Consider the following 16192-nt stretch of genomic DNA (forward strand, 5'->3'; position numbering starts at 1 on the left):
CGGCAACGTAATAAGTAGATGGGGCGCAAAGCTCCGTAATTATCCGATAAGGGAGCGATTATATGGTTATTGACGGCAGAAAAGCGGAGATTGTTGACAAGGGAAACCAGTATACGACGTACCGAGATTTTGCGCAAAAGTACGGCTATCCCGAGGCCGCGGCAGAGTCGGACTGGAACGATAAGCGGACTTCTTTACGAAACGGCGTCATCGTTACATTGCTGGTAAGCGGACCGCACCAACGATCTTGCGAGGGAACGTTATGGATCATCGAAGCAGCGAATGGTGAACGTCATATTATCGGGGAAAAGGGGCTGAAGATTTTGGCGGACGAGAAGATTACGGTGCTGGCGGATGAAAAGTTGGGTGGTGTTCAACGGGAATATCGCGAAATTAAGCGTGATGCTAAAGTAGGTGAATTCGTGAAGATGTACGATTATATTCACGGTAATGCGGGTGATATTCTAAAGGTGCGAAAAGTAGAATACGGCATCGCTCAGTTTGAAGGGAAACGAGACGGTCACGGTAGCAGACAGTATATGGAGGGCCGAAGAAACGGCGGACATGTTTATCTTGTTCTCGAACCGACCGATATCGTACGAATCAATGGCGAACGTTTCCGGATGGTTGAACGGAAGGCTTCGGTGGGTGAACGGGTTATCGTAACGGAAAACCGTACGTATTTCAGGGCAGGAGAATCTTTTGTAGTCGAAAAAACCGAGTTCGCCAGAGAGGCAGTCGGAATACTGAATGGTGATAATGTACTTCGTAAATATTATCGGGTGCTCGAGTCACTTGAAGCCGTAACGGAACCTGTCGCTCTTACACTATCCGAACTCACACGCAAGTTCAACGAGCAATTTACGCAAATTAATGGACTTACCGAAACAGTCGCTAACCTTGCACGTCGACTTGCCGAAGCTGAAACGCAATTAAAGGTAGCACGCGAAGATATCGTACTAATCGAAGAAGGCGTTAGTGAGGATTTAACTATGGTTTCCGGACCATCTCGCGATGAGATCGTTGAACGTACGAAAGGGGACGTTGCTTCACTACAAGCGCGTATGTCCTCGCATGCGAAAAATGAGGAAGGAAATTATATGTTTAGGCATCGCGTTACTACTGTTAAATTCCACGTGAATCGTAAGAAACGAGTAGTGACAGCGCTTGTTTACGGACACGGTAACGGAACAGTACTCGAAAAGGGTATCGCAAAATGCGCACCTGACGATTGTTTCAACGTTCATATCGGTAAGGCGATCGCACTCCGCCGCGCTCTCGGTTTAGAGATTCCGGAAGAGTACGTAACGGCGCCGCAGCCGACTGAGCCGCACGTTGGTGACATTGTGTGTGGAAGTAGCCCGAATGAACAAGCACCTTATTCACAAGATAAAAGATTCACTTTAATAGGGCGCCGTACCGACGGTTCGTTTAGATACGCAGAGTCTCGTACGGACTGGATTTATATTCGTCAAATCGGACTTATAATCGATGATTCCCGCGATACCGACGTCATCCGATCGGAGGTGGCTGCCTAATGATCGCCCTGTGCGGAACGTTGCGATCCGGCAAGGATACGGTCGCCGAGTACTTATCGTCAAAGTACGAATACACACGGTTCGCGTTCGGTGACGAGTTGAAGCGATATGCACACGAATTGTTTGGCGAAACTGACGGTAAACAACGTGAGCTGTACCAATGGTTCGGTCAGGTGATGCGTGAGCGCGATCCTAACATATGGATACGAAAGTGCTTCGACGCAATGGATTTAGCAGAGATTAATATGCCGAGCAAGTATGATGTAGATTTCCGTGCAGTGGTTTCAGACCTACGTCAACCAAACGAATTTTCAGCACTGAAGGCGGCCGGCTACGTAATCATCCGCGTCACGGCTCCGGAGGGCATCCGCATTAATCGCGCAGTCGAGTCGGGCGACCGTTTCAACTACGCCGACCTTCGCCACGATACGGAATCACACGTCACTGGCTTCGAAGTCGACTATGAAATCGAGAACAACGGCAGTCTAACGGATCTATATACGCAAGTTGACGAGATTATGACGCAAATTCATCGGAAAGGGGCCGCCTAAGTGTGGGAGATACTTCGGGTTATGATATCGGTTATCGCGCAGGGTACTTTTGGGGACGCCATGCCGAACTCCACGACGAACCGTACGACGACCGAACGCAGTTAGAGCAGCGGCGGGCGGAAGAAGGCGAATTTGGCGAAGAAAAAGACGCGTAAAATAGGCAATTACGCGTCCGGTTGGTCTGGTGCTTCGTACCCTTCGAGGCGGAACGTTAGCCAACCGTTTTCTTTTCCGTCATATTCGTATCGATACGCGGTGTCGTGCTGGATCTGGTTCGCTTTTAGGAAGTTGCGCGCCATCGTATAACCACGCGGTCCGTCGAACTTGTACGGGATGACGTCGGTTAGACGCACAACGGTGGGTTTCGCGATGCCGATCCGTTTGTTGACTTTGTCATACGAGACGTATAGGCTGATCGGTTTCCCGTCAGTATCGAGCTCGCGACGTAGTGAAGACGATAGGCACAGGCGGCCCATTTTATCGACGGTAATCGTAAGGGAGCCGTTGCGGTTCGTTTTGTTCGAAAAAGGAACGAGTGACATACGTTAGTACCTCCGTTTAAACGAGTTATGACTTAATTATACGCAAAATGTACGCAAGATCAAACGAATAGTACGAAGATGGAATTGGAGGCTGAATAGTTATCGCAAATTATAACGTAACTCCCCAATTATCAGTGAACGGTCTAACTGCGGTTGAGTTCTACGCTGGTGGCGGACTGCAATCAGTCGGTGTTAAGGCAGCCGGGTTTAAGATTGTTAGAGCCTATGAATGGAATAAAACTGCCAGTAAGGTATATCGACATAATCATGGAGACGGGTACTTGCAGGAATCTGATATATCGAAGTTAAGAGGGGAAGAAATACCCTACGCAGATACCTATATAATGTCACCACCTTGCCAAACCTGGTCTGTGTCCGGTGATCAGGCAGGACTAAGCGACCCGCGAGGTAAACATATGTTGCGCTCAATTGCAATCATTACAGTTAAACAACCGCGTACTTTTTGGATAGAAAATGTGAAAGGCATGCTTAATAAAAAGTTCAGCAAGGTTTTTCGGCGGTTTATCAAAAGATTATCAAGGTATTACAACATCTCGTATCAACTTATAAATGCGTGGGATTACGGCGTGGCCCAAATCAGAGAACGTGTATTTATCGTAGGGGTACGAAAAGATTTAGGGTTTACATTTAAGTTTCCAACACCGCTACCAGACGAGTACCGGAGTAAAACAATAAGAGACGCAATCTCCGATCTTCCTGATCCGCAGAACCAGGTTAACGGGGATTATTATATGCCGAAAAAGAAGTACAACTACGACCAATCTAACAGAGTTATGAGGTGGGGAGGCCCGTCTAATACGATTCCAGCTCACCATAACACGGGACAACCAATTCATCCGGATAGAAATCCTGGTAGATTCACAATAAGGGAGTGTTTGCGACTTCAATCGGTACCAGACTGGTACTCTATGCCCGAAGGAATGGCGTTAGGTCCACAGTACAGAATTGTCGGTAACGGAGTCGCATCCCGCGTCTCTTACATTATCGGAGTCGCGCTAGCGGAGCAGTTACGGAAATATACGCAAGCAACACTAAAGGAGGCAGCATAAACGATGGGCCACGTTAAAAAAATAGATATTCACGCAAAGGAACGGAGTTATACGCAAAAATACGCACTGAATACGGCGGGTGGCGTTAAGGCGCTGCTCCGAGACCGTCACCAGATCGCAAACCGACGTTTCAAAGGGGATACGGCTGCGTCCGATATCCTCATCGATTTACATAGCGCTATTGAATCGGCGGAGCTAACCGAACGCCAAGCGGAGGTCATTGCGTGGGTGTACGGTGTTGACGCCACACAGACGGAGGCTGCCCGAATTATGGGAATAACGCAGCAAACGGTAGGCGAGAGTTTGGCCGCTGCTGAAGAACGGATCGCGGCGGTGTTTTCACGTTGGGATTACGGCGAGATTTCGGTCGAGTTGGAGGCTCCGCAACTATCCGCATAGATGCTCCGACAACTATAGAGTAAGGACAAACGAAGGGGGAAAAGAGATGAATAAAGTAAGATTTGCGGAGAAAGTAGCGGAGTTAGTGGCGGTGAAATCGGTAGGCCAACAGGAACGTACGGCGGCGGTTAACGACTTAATTGAAGCGTACGTATCGGCGACGGGAGAACGACCGGACTCAACGCAACTCGAACGTTTGACAGATTATATTCTACTTGAGGATCTGACTGATCCTAACCCGCACAAAGTCTCACAAACTGAGTACCCAATACTAAGTAATGTTCAAATGGATAGACGTCGTTTCGGTAGTAGGGGGTCCCAGCAAACTAATATGAGCGGAGAAACAGCGTTCGAAACATACGATGAGGGCTCAGATAAGTATCACAGCGGTCAAGGTGCTCAGATAGGCGCTGATGGACGAAGTTATCGGCGTCCAATTCGTAGAACGCGGAGTATACGTGAACTCATCACCTCCGATGAATCTGCAAAAATACGTAATAAGGAGCGCGCCGACCAGTATCGAAAGGATACGTCGCCTGGACGAGTCGTACCGTACAACTTGCGAGAGAATGGTGGCGAGTTGACGGAACCTTTCGTACAATGCCACGGGCTCGGCGAGAGGTGGCGACTCATATCATAGCGAAAGAAGGCGTCACCAGAGGGTGGCGCTTTTTACGTTTACGAGGTCCTCAATATACCTCGCGATCCTTGTGCTAATCTCCGCCTTGGCCTTATCACGTGTTATTTCGAATTCGGCTTCGAAACCGCGGCAGGAGTACCGATACTTGACGATGCCTTCCGATTGAGGACCGGATTGCACAACGATGTCCTGACGTGATAGTATCCGCTTTGCATCGGTTATATCACGAGCGATCTGCGCTAGGAGCAGGTCCGTTGATGTGACGAAGAGCTTCGTTAAGGCGTGTTTATTGCGGGCGATGCTCGTTCTATTGCGTTGGACTATCGGTTGGATCATCGGTAATATGCATGAATCGTAAATGGCGGTAATTTCTTCGGCAGTTGGCGGTTGGTTAACGGCGATTTCGTTCATATATAACACTCCGTTCAAGAACGTTTGTTCTTATTATATACGAATGGGTGTTCGATTATCAAGTGGAGACTTTTTCGTTGCCAACACTTACCGCCCATTTGAGCCGGCCAGCGCGCTATAATCGTATAGAGGTGGTCAACGTGTTTATTTCACCAATGTTACTCGAAACGGCGGAGGCACCGTTCTCTGACGATAACTATATATTCGAACCGAAAATCGACGGTCATCGCGCCGTCTTATCGCATTCAAACGGAACGACGCGCCTATTCACACGCCATAACAACGACTGCACACGTCAGTATCCCGAATTGAGCTCCGGCTCTTTTAATGGCAACGTTATTCTTGACGGCGAGATCGCTTGTACCGATCCGAAGTCTGGCGCCATAGACTTCGAGTCAGTAATGACACGGTTCCAGGCGTCGCGCTCCGATAAGATTCGTCGGCTAGCGGACCAGTTACCTGCCAATTTCGTTGCTTTCGACATTCTCCGATATAATGGTGTGGACTTACGGAGTCGTCCGTTAATGGAACGCAAAGCTGTACTAGACGAACTTGCGCTACCCGGCGCCCATTTCGGTAAGATTCCGTTCGTTGACGGCAAAGGCGAGGCACTATTTTCACAAATCCGCGCTAAAAAATTGGAAGGCACCGTCGCCAAACGTAAGGATAGTATCTACGAAAGCCGGCGCTCCAATTCGTGGTTGAAGCTGATTAATTGGACGTATGTGAACGTTTATATTACGGGATACCGGAAAGGTGATTTCGGATGGCTTGCGGGCGTTGAGACGAAGGCTGGCGGAGTGCGGCCTGCGGGGATTATCGAGTACGGCGTTTCTCCGACGCAGAAGATGGCATTTTACGGAGTGTGTCAGCAGATTGTTATCGGTGAGGATGCGGAGTATGTTTACGTCCAGCCCCGTATTAAGGCGCGTGTGAAAATACGGAACTGGACGAAGGCGGGGATGCTGCGGACGCCGGTGTTCGTAGAATTCTTAGTATAATTTACTAATCGTAAAACTAAAAGAATGTTAGCTGCTCCTCTTTATGCTGCTCCTCTTTATTAGGAATAGTAGTTTGTTCCAATGGTAGTAATCCTTTGATAGGTTCAATGATTTTAGCTACTTCATCTGGAAAAGAGAGACCCCAAATGTGGAAAAATGCACTTCTAACTACGTTCTCAGGGAGGAGCCCTAATCTTCTACCTACTTGTGAGTATAAAAGATGACCGTCTCTAGTTAGGCGACGCACTTCCCTTACAATAAAAGCAATTTTTTCGTGATCTTCATATTTCTTATGTAGTGCAACAGCAAGTATACCGGCAATATCATTGTTATCCAGCGCATCTAATATTTTATCATAAATGTAAGTTTCCGGCTGTTCACCTGGTAGTCTGAATACCTTATCTTGATTATTTTCTAACTGCCTTGAGTCGCCGTCAAGGAAACATACAGAGGGATATTTACAACTTGGGTCAATGTTATGCATTCTATTTACACTAACGGCAGTTCCGTCACCAGCCATAGGGTGAACTTCCACACTATCGACTGCAATATTTCCATAGGCATTGAGAATAGATTTTAACCAGTCAGTCGTAAAGGAATCTTCCGTAAAAATAACTAAACTAGCTTGGATTTGCCCTGTAATCGCCCGAAGAGAATGAACATCTAACTTACCTTGGACAGTCTTGCCATTAAAAGTTGCCCATATTGCTTTTGATGGCAGTGGAGATATTGCGTCATTTGAGTGGGTTGTAAAGATAATTTGAGATTTTTTTCTTTCCGCAACTTCAATTAGATATTCAACCATTCGTCTAGTTGCAACTGGGTGCAGACCATTCTCAATCTCTTCTATTAAGATAAGTGAATTATCATCTAGTGATTCAATTTTCATAACCATTCTTATGATGCTTGATTCTCCTGCTCCAAAATGGAATTCAGAGTATTTAATTCCGAAATCAGTAAGGCCTGTTAAGAATTGCAAAGTACCATCTTTGTTGACGTTAATATAATTATATCCAGACACGTCCTTACCTAATATTTTTTCGATCGCATTGGAGATGTTCTCGTCTAGTTGAACCGCAGCGCCATCAAATACAAAAGATTTTGATGCAATTCTTAATAATTCCAGTCTTTCAAGTGCGGGTACTGTTCTAGAAACACCAAAAGTAGCAACTTGGCGGTCCAATGCATCGCGTGACCATTTTTTTGAGCCGAAAGTTGCGCTCCTTCTTAGAGTTTCGCTTTTGTTTAGAGACTTATCGATTACTTCATATTCTATCTTCCACTGGTTCATATTTTGATCCAATTGACCACTTCTTGCAAAATATTGTCTGGGTTTTATATTCTTATATATTATTCCTGCAGCGCCGAGTATGGTTGTTTTTCCTCCGCCATTAGGGCCGATTAGCGCCGTGACTGGAAAGTCAAATTTTATTATTTGGCCTTCAAATCCTCTTACTTTATGTAATCGTAATCTCTGAAGATACTTACCATAATTTTGATTTGTTACTTTCTCAAGAAGTCTTTGGATTTGCGAATTTCTTATTTCTCCTTGATACACCGATTCCATCTCCTTATCCGTATCTTGTAGTAAATATGTAAAAATTTACACCTTAGTTGTTATGATTCAGGCATAAATTTACTGCCAAAAAACTCACAGCTTTCCCGCAAATACCACGTTCCACCGATCCTCACGTAATCCTGCGTATACTCCTCGACGATCCCACCATAATCTACGATCTTACTGTCAGCGACGATATACACGCGAACTCCCGCAAGCGCCGCCGCAAATAGTTCCATATCGGACTTCAACGTTACACTCATCGATCATTTAGCGTAAGCAAACGTATTATTAGCGCGAAGATACCGCTCACCGTTAATATGGACGGCATTCTCTGTGATTTTTTCGATTTTACCGCTACCTACGAGCTCACCGCCAGCGAATACGAGGATCGGCCGTTCTTCGAGTGCTGCCGTGTGCAAATGGATAGCGGATGTTAACGGCATGAATCCGTCATGTCCGTATTTATAACGCATTCGTATCACCTCAACGGTAAAATTCGACATTAATGGTGAAGTTTCCTTCAAGACACCCTGTAATTCATTCAATTTAACGACTAAGAAGGTATAGAGCGTTACAGCGTCAGTCTCTTTCGGGAGATTGGCGCTTATTTGCGTTGGTGAACGAATGATTCGGGCATACTCCGAACGTCCGACGCTATTAATTAGCGAAGGGAGCAACGCAATGTTAAACGGTAGTACAGCAGAACACATCGCATTTACAGGTACAGGGACGGCTTACGATCCAGAAACGGGTGAGGCGTTAATCTACGCGCCAGCTGCCACACATAGAGTCGTGAGTTTATCGCAATATACCGCGCACCGCGAACGCAAATCTTTCCGAGGCAGGCAGGATAATTTTACTTTCTCCGTATTAGAGACGTTACACGAAGTCACTAGCGTACTAACTCGTGCGCAACGTGGTTTTTTATTTTTGTTACAGTGTTATATCAACTACGACGACGGTCGCCTCATCAGCGCGAACAAGAGTCCGATGACAACTGAAGACATGCGCAAGGCGCTGAAGATGGATGGACGACGTAAGAAGTCGTCGTTTTACGATTTCCTCAACAGATGCGTAGAACATGGCATTATCCTGGCGAACGAGGACGGTTCTTACTCCGTTAACGAACGCTATCACTTCCGAGGAACATCACAGACCGGGTTATCTGTAATCAAATCGTACACAGCAAAAATTAAACGTATGTACGGAACGACTCGCCCAGAAGACCTCGGCCTGATCTATACAATGCTTCAGCTAACGCACTACGGATCGAATACGCTATGTGCGAATCCGAGCGAACAAGTGCCGGAGAAAGTACGCTCGCTTAATCGGAAAGAGTTGGCGTCGGTTCTCGGTATTTCAGTTGGCGAGATTAGCCGGAGATTTCCGACGTTTACGGTAGACGGCGAATATGTCATCGCTAAAGTATCGGTAGGCGGTGTTGATTCGTACATGTTCAATCCGTGGATTTTCTATCGTAAGATGACGCAGCCGGACGAGACACTACGGACAATTTTTCGTGTGAAAGCGAAGTGAGTGTGCGCTGATTCGGACACTTTTGCGAAATGTGTGCGCTCTGTCGGACACCTAAAAACGGCGATTCGCCTTAGTGCCACAACGGATTTCAGCGTTTGAGGTGCGAAATTATTTCTTAGTCTTCTACGTTAGCGGACAATTTACGGAAATAGGTGCAGTTTTTTGCACGTTGAATTATCGCAATCTAGTACGAGAATAACGGACAAGACGAAAAGGATATCGGCTTACGCCGAACACTTCGGGGCGGCTCCGCCTTCCTCGTGTACATATCCTACCTGTAACGTTGGTCTTTATTCTTGTTCAACGTTATCAATATAGTCGCTAGGAACGTAGTGACGAAGCGGACAAGGGGCGAGCGCACCGAAGTCACGCTCTTTAGTTCCCGATGTGTCTTAGACACGCCGTGAACATCCGTTACTCTCCCGTACCTTCCCGTCCATTACAACGTCATGCCTAACCGTTGTAACCGTAATTCGTTAGCGTCCTTATATCGACGCACCTATTGAAGCGATTATCGAGTGGATGGGAACGTAGGGGTTACGAGTAGTGACGAGCATAGCGGATATTAACGATAGTATCTACGGCTGGATGGCTCCGACCGGACGCCCTCCGAAAACTCACGGAGTCGATGGCGCTGACCACAGAAATGCTACGATCCGGCACATTCTGACGTTAATCGAAGACTTTACGTTATGCAACGATTATACGAAGACATATGTACAAAACACCTGCTTTTATGAACATGTCCGTTTTCGGTACTCCGCGTCACTAAGCGGTTTATCGGCGATAAGCAGAGAACGTCAGGATTTCGATTATACATCGTTTATGCAACAAGGGCGGAGAAGGCGCGTGGTTGTGCGGATTAGGACGTTTGACGTTGTCTGACGTTTGGATGGTCGGCAGGGGCGTCTGGCGGCGTTTATACATCGATTATGCAGGTAGATTTTCGATACGGTTAGTACCGTTTCGTGCAGTACTACGGTAAAGAGCGAATCCCCCAAGGGGGTCCGATTTTGGCCCGCAACAAGCGCTCAGAATTTGCGCACAAAATTTTAAACTCGGGGCCTTACGAAATCACACGTAAAATCTCCGTAAATGGCGGCATCATACCAGCGGTAATATAAATCTTCATCAAACGTACGAAAGCCGCTAAATCCACGGTAATCCTACGTCAAAATCAAGCGAAAGGAGGCGGAGATTATTTCAACGCTAAAACAGAAAGCGTTAGAGGCGAAGCTAGACGGACGACAACGGAAGGCTGCGCTGCTATGTGTCGAGCGCGATTTTGCTTCGGAAGAGGAGCGTAGGACATTCGACAGTATTGCGGAGGAAATCGGAGTCTCGCGGAAGACGCTGCACCAATGGCGAACGCAAAATAAGACGTTTATCGAATACGTCAATCTGCTGGCGGACGATTTCCTGGCGTCAGAGCGAGCGTTCGTTTATCGGCAGCTCATGAAGACGATTAGCGGACCACAACCGTCAATCAAAGGGATCGATTTATTCTTCAAACGTCACGGACTTATCACGCAACATACCGTTGTCGAAACAGTGGACGGTGCCGGCGGCCGCAGTACCGAAGACATCACGAAGGATATTGCGGAATTGGACGAGCTATTGGCAGACGTAAAAATCGAAGAATAACGGAGGTGATTTCGCTTGGCATACGTTGATTCGCGTTGGCTTGACCGTAATGAACGGGCCGAGCGCATTGCCGTCGTAACCGAAAGAGCTACGAAGTTGAAGGCGCTAATCGAAACGGGGCGATCTACCGACTACCATGCGGAAGTCCTTCGTGGAGACATCGCGGAACTGAAGCGTCTCCGACGTATTCATCGAGCGGAAGAAGACGTCGCTTACTTTACGTACGAATACCTGTCCGACGCCGGCAATCCGGAAAACGAGGATAACATCGTTCGTAACGCGGAAGATGGTACTCTGCACGATTCGATCGAAGATATCGCGCCGATCCACCGAGAGTTCTTCGACTTATGTGATTACGTCGACCATACGGAGAGGAACGCACGTCTGGCGATCGCGGCGGCGCGGGGACATTCGAAGTCGGGGATGTTCTCGAACTCATTTCCACTGCATCAAACGGTTTTTCGGAAGCGCCGCTATATTCTCGAAATCTCCGAGACGGATACGTTGTCGAAGAAGCTAATAGGATGGATCAATAAGCAGCTCAAATATAACGATAAACTACGAGAGGACTTCGGTCCTCTTTTGTTTGAGCGGAATAACTTGAACGAGAAGGACAATGAAGAGGCGTTCATCACGACAACCGGCACGTTAATCGAAGCGTCGTCGTCCGGCAAGCAACTACGCGGTAAGCGACACGGTTCATATCGTCCGGATCTCGTTATCGTGGACGATCCTTCCTCGACAAATAACGAAGGAACGAAAGAGGCGCGAGAGAAGCTCGTTCACTGGTTCAATTCCGTCGTGGTGCCGATCGGGACGAAGTCGACAGCGATTATCCTCGTTGGTACGATGGTCAGCGCGACTGGCTTGCTAAATCACGTTCTGAAACGTAAGGACTTCCGTTCATCGTTTCATGGCGCGGTTATCCAGGAGCCGAGCAACCCGAAATTGTGGGATCAGTACTGCGAAGTTTACGCGAGGGCCGAGGACATATCCGAAGTGAATGCGTTCTACGACGAGAACCGAGACGCCCTCGAAACAGGTGTCATACTTGCGTGGCCTTGGCGCTGGACGTATCGGGCGTTAATGCACGAAAAGGTCAATATGGGAACGCGGGCGTACAATTCCGAGTACCGCAACCTAGCATTTAGTGAAGATGAGCAGTTCTTCTTCCCAGACAATTACGGTTATTATCGATTCGAGTACGATCATGGACGTAACTACGTTGTCTACGAGGACCTGCGAATCCCCGTAAGTGACCTAACGATAAGTGGTGCATGGGATATCGCGCAAGGCAAGAACTCGCGCTCGTGTTATAACGCAGTGCTTACGGTTGGGCGCTACGAAAAGACCGGTCATATCTTCGTATTGGACGAGTATGCATCGAAAGAGCAACCGCACGTTTACATCGACCTTATCGTCGCGAAGATCAAAGAATGGCGCCACAACGTATTCAGCGTCGAGACAATTAACGCACAGCACGAATTCTACCGTCAGCTTCAGGAAGCATTACGGAAAGCAGGCGTAACAAAAACGCGGCTCAATGATATCAAAGCGCACAAATCCTCGAAGGAGGAGCGAATTGAATCGTTGGAGCCGCTTTTTCATAACAAAACGTTGGTACTAAACCGATCGCATACGATGCTTATCGATCAGATGGCGCAGTACCCATTTGGCGATTACGTTGATTCCGTGGATGCGCTACAACTTGCGGTAGAGAACGTTGCGAAGGGGAAAAAGAAGATAAGACGAAAACCTAGCTGGATTTAACGATATTTGTCTAAGTATTCTCCGAGTGAATTTTTCCATCGAAAATAACCACTGCCAGGGTGCTTACCCATGGCTAGCGCTGCTCCACCACTCGGGCTGCAAGGAATGTCTGAGACCACGAGGTACTTATTATTTTGCAGTATGATATCACCTTTATTTAGCAAGTATGCAAGTGTTCTTGTTATAAAGTTTGATTTCTTTGAATTGCACATTGGTAGATAAGAGCCTTTATGAATCGTAAATCTTTTATGAATGTCTACGCTCTTCCCATGATAATCACCAGTGACTCCGTTCGTTGTATACATGACAAATAACCTCCATTGATTTGATGTCATGATTATAAAACATGTGATGACATCGTGTCAAGAGGTTAGAGATACCCCATTATTATGTTATATCTTTATTATACTCAAGGAAATTAATTTGTAAACTGTTTTTTTAAAAAAGTGAGGTGAATTAATACGAACTCAGCCAAACCCATATCTGTTGGTAAGCAATTCCCACCCACCGGCTCTATCGAACGTCTTGCGAAGTACCAACGCGGCTCAGCGATATTCGACGGTAAGCTATTCGAAGTGTACGAACGAGCCGCGGCATTGCTTCGAGATACGCCGGCGGCCCCTCAACTCAAGAAACTGTATATCGCGTGCAATATTGTCGACGTACTTTTAACGAAGCCGTCCGATCTACTTGTAGGCGAACCGCCAACGTACGAATCCGGTAAGCCCGATGATTCACCCGAACAACAAGCGCTTAATCGGATCGTTGAAGAGAACGATTTGACCGCACGAATTCACGAGACGGTAATCGGGGCAGGCTATCGCGGGGACTCATTCGTCAAGGTGCGCTACGATTACGCGCAGGACTTTTCCGCACTTCCCGAAGGATTCGAATTACCCGCGGATATTAAACCGGAGGCAATTGTCGAACCGGTCGATCCATCAACGGTATTTCCGGAATTGGCACGTGGAAGCAAGAAGCGATTCCGTGCGATTAATATCGCTTGGGTCGAATGGGTAGAGTCGCGGAATGGCGCCATCATCGCAACGTTGACTGGCGAGAAATACGAAGCGGTTCCGTACCTTAACGTTGAGCGTCATTTGCCGGGATATATCTTATATGAACGTTATGAATTGCATGAGCGCGGGGTCGATACGACTTACGGTGTACCGATCCAGACGTTCACTATCGGTAATAAGGTCGTTACCGGTCGAGATTTGGACATTGTCGAAACGGGGGTTGCGCGGCCGCTCGTATTCCACATTCCGTACAAATCGTTAGATGACCGATGGGAAGGCGTTAGCGGTATCGAGAAAATCGAATCGTTGCTTGCCGCGATTAACGATCGGCTCGTGCAGATCGACTATATACTGTGGAAGCACTCGGACCCGACCGCATATGGACCGGATGACATCGAGGAGGCAGATGGTTCTTCCGTTAGGTTCGGCGGTAAGTATATTCCGGTAGGTAAAGACGACGCGACTCCGGGCTATATGGTGTGGAATTCGCAGCTTGAGGGTGCATTTAAGGAACTCGACTATCTCCTCGGCATGGTTTTCCAGATGTCGGAGACGCCGCAATGGCTGTTCGGTACAACGTTGGCTGGCGATTCTGGCGGCGGAACTGGCACGTCGCATACGGATGGTGGTGCAATTAAAGCACGCTTCATGCCGATCTTAGCGAAGGTCAACCGTATTCGTGTTCACGTAGATAGAGCGTTCCGTGACGCGCTATGGACAGCGATGGAACTCGAAAACTTTGCGAATAAAGACGTTGACAGTTTTGAGCCGTACGAAGCGATATATCCGAAGATCGCTTGGCGCGACGGAATTCCGGTCGACGAGAAAGAGCAGGCGGAGATAGCGCAAATCCGCACGGGCGGCAAGTCTACACTTGACGTTCACTCCGCGATTAAACGGTTAGATAGCGTTGATGATTCACACGCATCCGCAATCATGACTCGGATAGCGCAGGACGAAAAGGACGCGATGGGGACTGTTGACTCGTCGGTATTTAATGGCGGTGGCGGTTAATGCCGAATATTCCTAATCCGAAATACGATTACAATACGGAGAAACTCGTCAAGGTGTACAAGAAGGCGATAAACGATATTCTCACAACGTTAGATCGCATCGATATATCGAATATGACGCGAGCAAACACTGCCGCCATTCTTACGGAAGTTGCGAAGATATTAGCGTCAATCAACGAAGAGTCTGCGCAATGGGTGGCGGAGAACATTCCGATCGCGGCGCGTGACGGCGTACTTTCCGCTCTCGTTTCGCTGGACGTTAAGGATGCGGAGAAAGTGGCGTCGTTTAACAAGATGAATCACGGAATGGTGGACGCAGTTATTGCGGATACTCAATCGGATCTCTTGGCGGTCACTCAAAACGTCGAACGGCGTGTCCGATCCGCAGTCCGTACGGTAACGGCCGAATCGATGCGGGCGAACATGGCGCGAGGGGTTAACGGTCGAAAAACAATTAGTCGCGATATCCTCGATGGGCTGCGAAAGAAGCTCGGGGACTCCGTTAATACGGGCATCATTGACGCTGCGGGACGACGTTGGAAGCCAGAAGTATACGTCGATATGATTACGCGAACAAAGACGTTAGCAGCGCATAAGGAAGCGACGATCAACGAAGCGGTAGGCAGAAAAGCATATTATGGCGTTATATCTCGGCATGGGGCGAAAGATGATTGTCGTAAATGGGAAGGTCGAGTCGTGAAGTTAGTTCCGGATGCTTCCGGCGATTATCCGTATATCGGTGATATTCCTAGGAACGAAATATTTCATCCTTGTTGCCGCCATGTTGTTACGCCTATACGTGATCCGAAATCAGTCGAGGATAAAAAATACGAAGCCCAGCCAACCGAAGAGACACTAGAGCATGCGGTCATCGGTAATTTCACACGGAACCCACGGACCGGAGCTTTGCAGAATATGAAAGGTGGAGGCCATGGGCAAGGCAACATCGATTTCCTTGAAGAGCAGGGCTTAGAGTATAACATCGTCAAGACTTACTCTAATGGGGTAAGGATTGGGAACGTTCCAAAGCATAAAGAGAAGCTAAAAAAGACCGGTACAGGACAATCTTGGTTTCCTAAAGATTGGGATTCTGATAGAATTAAGGAAGCAGGAGAGTTTGTTGCTAACCTACCTAATCCTAGACGTGGTCAATATGGTGCGTTGTATGGAACGTACATGAACGTCGACGTTGGTGTTTATGTTGAAGGTAAGGTAGTTACTACGATATTCCCCGACGGTAGGCAATCTCATTTGAAAGGAGAAGATTAAGATAGAGAGAGCTGATAAGATTCGAAATATTATTAAAGAAAGGTCTGAACTTGGAGAAAATGATCCAAGAGTTCAGAAATATTGGGAATCACTGGCCGACGAACTTTCTATCGACGAGCAGTTCACCATTTCCTTTCTAAATGGGTGTAGCGAGGTGGATATTTATTGGATCAGTGAAGTTTTCGAAGACATTTCAGCAAAGTTGAATAGTTCAAAATACATCCACTG

17 protein-coding genes are annotated in these 16192 nt (G+C 47.5%); 11 read left to right on the plus strand and 6 right to left on the minus strand.

The window, feature by feature from the left end; translation table 11 throughout:
* Nucleotides 1-62 precede the first annotated feature (62 nt).
* Together C558_RS32385 and C558_RS0105175 are read left to right on the plus strand one after the other, a co-directional pair.
* A complete protein-coding gene (locus C558_RS32385) occupies nucleotides 63-1538 on the plus strand; it encodes a hypothetical protein (RefSeq protein WP_018755175.1) in 1476 nt (491 codons plus the stop codon).
* Nucleotides 1538-2089: an AAA family ATPase gene (locus tag C558_RS0105175; RefSeq protein ID WP_018755176.1), complete on the plus strand. Its 552-nt coding sequence runs from the start codon at nucleotides 1538-1540 to the stop codon at nucleotides 2087-2089. Before C558_RS32385 ends, C558_RS0105175 begins: the two co-directional genes overlap by 1 nt.
* 164 nt (nucleotides 2090-2253) lie before the next feature.
* Here the strand turns inward: C558_RS0105175 and C558_RS0105185 are convergent, their stop codons facing one another.
* On the minus strand, nucleotides 2254-2631 hold the full coding sequence (locus C558_RS0105185; RefSeq protein ID WP_018755178.1) for a hypothetical protein: 378 nt from the start codon (nucleotides 2629-2631) through the stop codon (nucleotides 2254-2256).
* A 134-nt stretch (nucleotides 2632-2765) separates the two neighbouring features.
* On the opposite strand from C558_RS0105185, the gene C558_RS0105190 reads away from it, so the two are divergent.
* From C558_RS0105190 to C558_RS0105200, 3 genes are read left to right on the plus strand one after another with little or no spacing between them, the layout of a single operon-like run.
* Nucleotides 2766-3701: a DNA cytosine methyltransferase gene (locus C558_RS0105190; protein WP_169445308.1), complete on the plus strand. Its 936-nt coding sequence runs from the start codon at nucleotides 2766-2768 to the stop codon at nucleotides 3699-3701.
* Between the two features lie 3 nt (nucleotides 3702-3704).
* Nucleotides 3705-4100: a sigma factor-like helix-turn-helix DNA-binding protein gene (locus C558_RS0105195; protein ID WP_018755180.1), complete on the plus strand. Its 396-nt coding sequence runs from the start codon at nucleotides 3705-3707 to the stop codon at nucleotides 4098-4100.
* A 46-nt stretch (nucleotides 4101-4146) separates the two neighbouring features.
* Nucleotides 4147-4740, plus strand: a complete 594-nt coding sequence (locus C558_RS0105200) for a hypothetical protein (protein ID WP_018755181.1) — start codon at nucleotides 4147-4149, stop codon at nucleotides 4738-4740.
* Nucleotides 4741-4752: 12 nt separating this feature from the next.
* Here the strand turns inward: C558_RS0105200 and C558_RS0105205 are convergent, their stop codons facing one another.
* Nucleotides 4753-5151, minus strand: a complete 399-nt coding sequence (locus tag C558_RS0105205) for a YhjD family protein (RefSeq protein WP_018755182.1) — start codon at nucleotides 5149-5151, stop codon at nucleotides 4753-4755.
* Between the two features lie 140 nt (nucleotides 5152-5291).
* Here C558_RS0105205 and C558_RS0105210 point away from each other — a divergent pair, with 140 nt between their 5' ends.
* Nucleotides 5292-6152, plus strand: coding sequence for an ATP-dependent DNA ligase (locus C558_RS0105210; protein WP_018755183.1), 861 nt, complete (start codon nucleotides 5292-5294; stop codon nucleotides 6150-6152).
* A 16-nt stretch (nucleotides 6153-6168) separates the two neighbouring features.
* On the opposite strand, the gene C558_RS0105215 is transcribed toward C558_RS0105210, so the two are convergent.
* The 3 genes from C558_RS0105215 to C558_RS34600 are packed head-to-tail and all read right to left on the minus strand — an operon-like array spanning nucleotide 6169 to nucleotide 8423.
* Nucleotides 6169-7710 carry an ATP-dependent nuclease gene (locus C558_RS0105215; protein WP_018755184.1) on the minus strand — a complete coding sequence of 514 codons (1542 nt, stop codon included), beginning with the start codon at nucleotides 7708-7710 and terminating at the stop codon, nucleotides 6169-6171.
* Between the two features lie 59 nt (nucleotides 7711-7769).
* Entirely contained in the window at nucleotides 7770-7973 is a 204-nt protein-coding gene (locus tag C558_RS0105220) for a hypothetical protein (protein ID WP_026263732.1), read from the minus strand.
* A gap of 3 nt (nucleotides 7974-7976) precedes the next feature.
* Nucleotides 7977-8423, minus strand: coding sequence for a hypothetical protein (locus C558_RS34600; protein WP_245583733.1), 447 nt, complete (start codon nucleotides 8421-8423; stop codon nucleotides 7977-7979).
* Here C558_RS34600 and C558_RS0105230 point away from each other — a divergent pair.
* The 3 genes from C558_RS0105230 (at nucleotide 8395) to terL (ending at nucleotide 12663) form a co-directional block, all read left to right on the plus strand.
* Entirely contained in the window at nucleotides 8395-9249 is an 855-nt protein-coding gene (locus C558_RS0105230) for a hypothetical protein (protein WP_026263733.1), read from the plus strand. The genes C558_RS34600 and C558_RS0105230 overlap by 29 nt on opposite strands.
* Before the next feature lie 1200 nt (nucleotides 9250-10449).
* Entirely contained in the window at nucleotides 10450-10893 is a 444-nt protein-coding gene (locus C558_RS0105235) for a phBC6A51 family helix-turn-helix protein (protein ID WP_026263734.1), read from the plus strand.
* 15 nt (nucleotides 10894-10908) lie between these two features.
* Nucleotides 10909-12663 carry a phage terminase large subunit gene (gene terL, locus C558_RS0105240; RefSeq protein WP_018755189.1) on the plus strand — a complete coding sequence of 585 codons (1755 nt, stop codon included), beginning with the start codon at nucleotides 10909-10911 and terminating at the stop codon, nucleotides 12661-12663.
* Here the strand turns inward: terL and C558_RS0105245 are convergent.
* Nucleotides 12660-12968 (minus strand): DUF4357 domain-containing protein, encoded by a 309-nt coding sequence (locus C558_RS0105245; protein WP_018755190.1) that lies wholly within the window; start codon nucleotides 12966-12968, stop codon nucleotides 12660-12662. The genes terL and C558_RS0105245 overlap by 4 nt on opposite strands.
* A 270-nt stretch (nucleotides 12969-13238) precedes the next feature.
* Between C558_RS0105245 and C558_RS30425 the strand changes: the two genes are divergently transcribed.
* Nucleotides 13239-14696 carry a phage portal protein gene (locus C558_RS30425; protein WP_245583734.1) on the plus strand — a complete coding sequence of 486 codons (1458 nt, stop codon included), beginning with the start codon at nucleotides 13239-13241 and terminating at the stop codon, nucleotides 14694-14696.
* Complete coding sequence (locus C558_RS35085; RefSeq protein WP_018755192.1) at nucleotides 14696-15964, plus strand: phage minor capsid protein; 1269 nt, start codon at nucleotides 14696-14698, stop codon at nucleotides 15962-15964. Before C558_RS30425 ends, C558_RS35085 begins: the two co-directional genes overlap by 1 nt.
* Nucleotides 15965-16192 lie beyond the last annotated feature (228 nt).

This window comes from Paenibacillus terrigena DSM 21567 (assembly GCF_000374845.1).
Lineage (GTDB): Bacteria > Bacillota > Bacilli > Paenibacillales > Paenibacillaceae > Paenibacillus_K > Paenibacillus_K terrigena.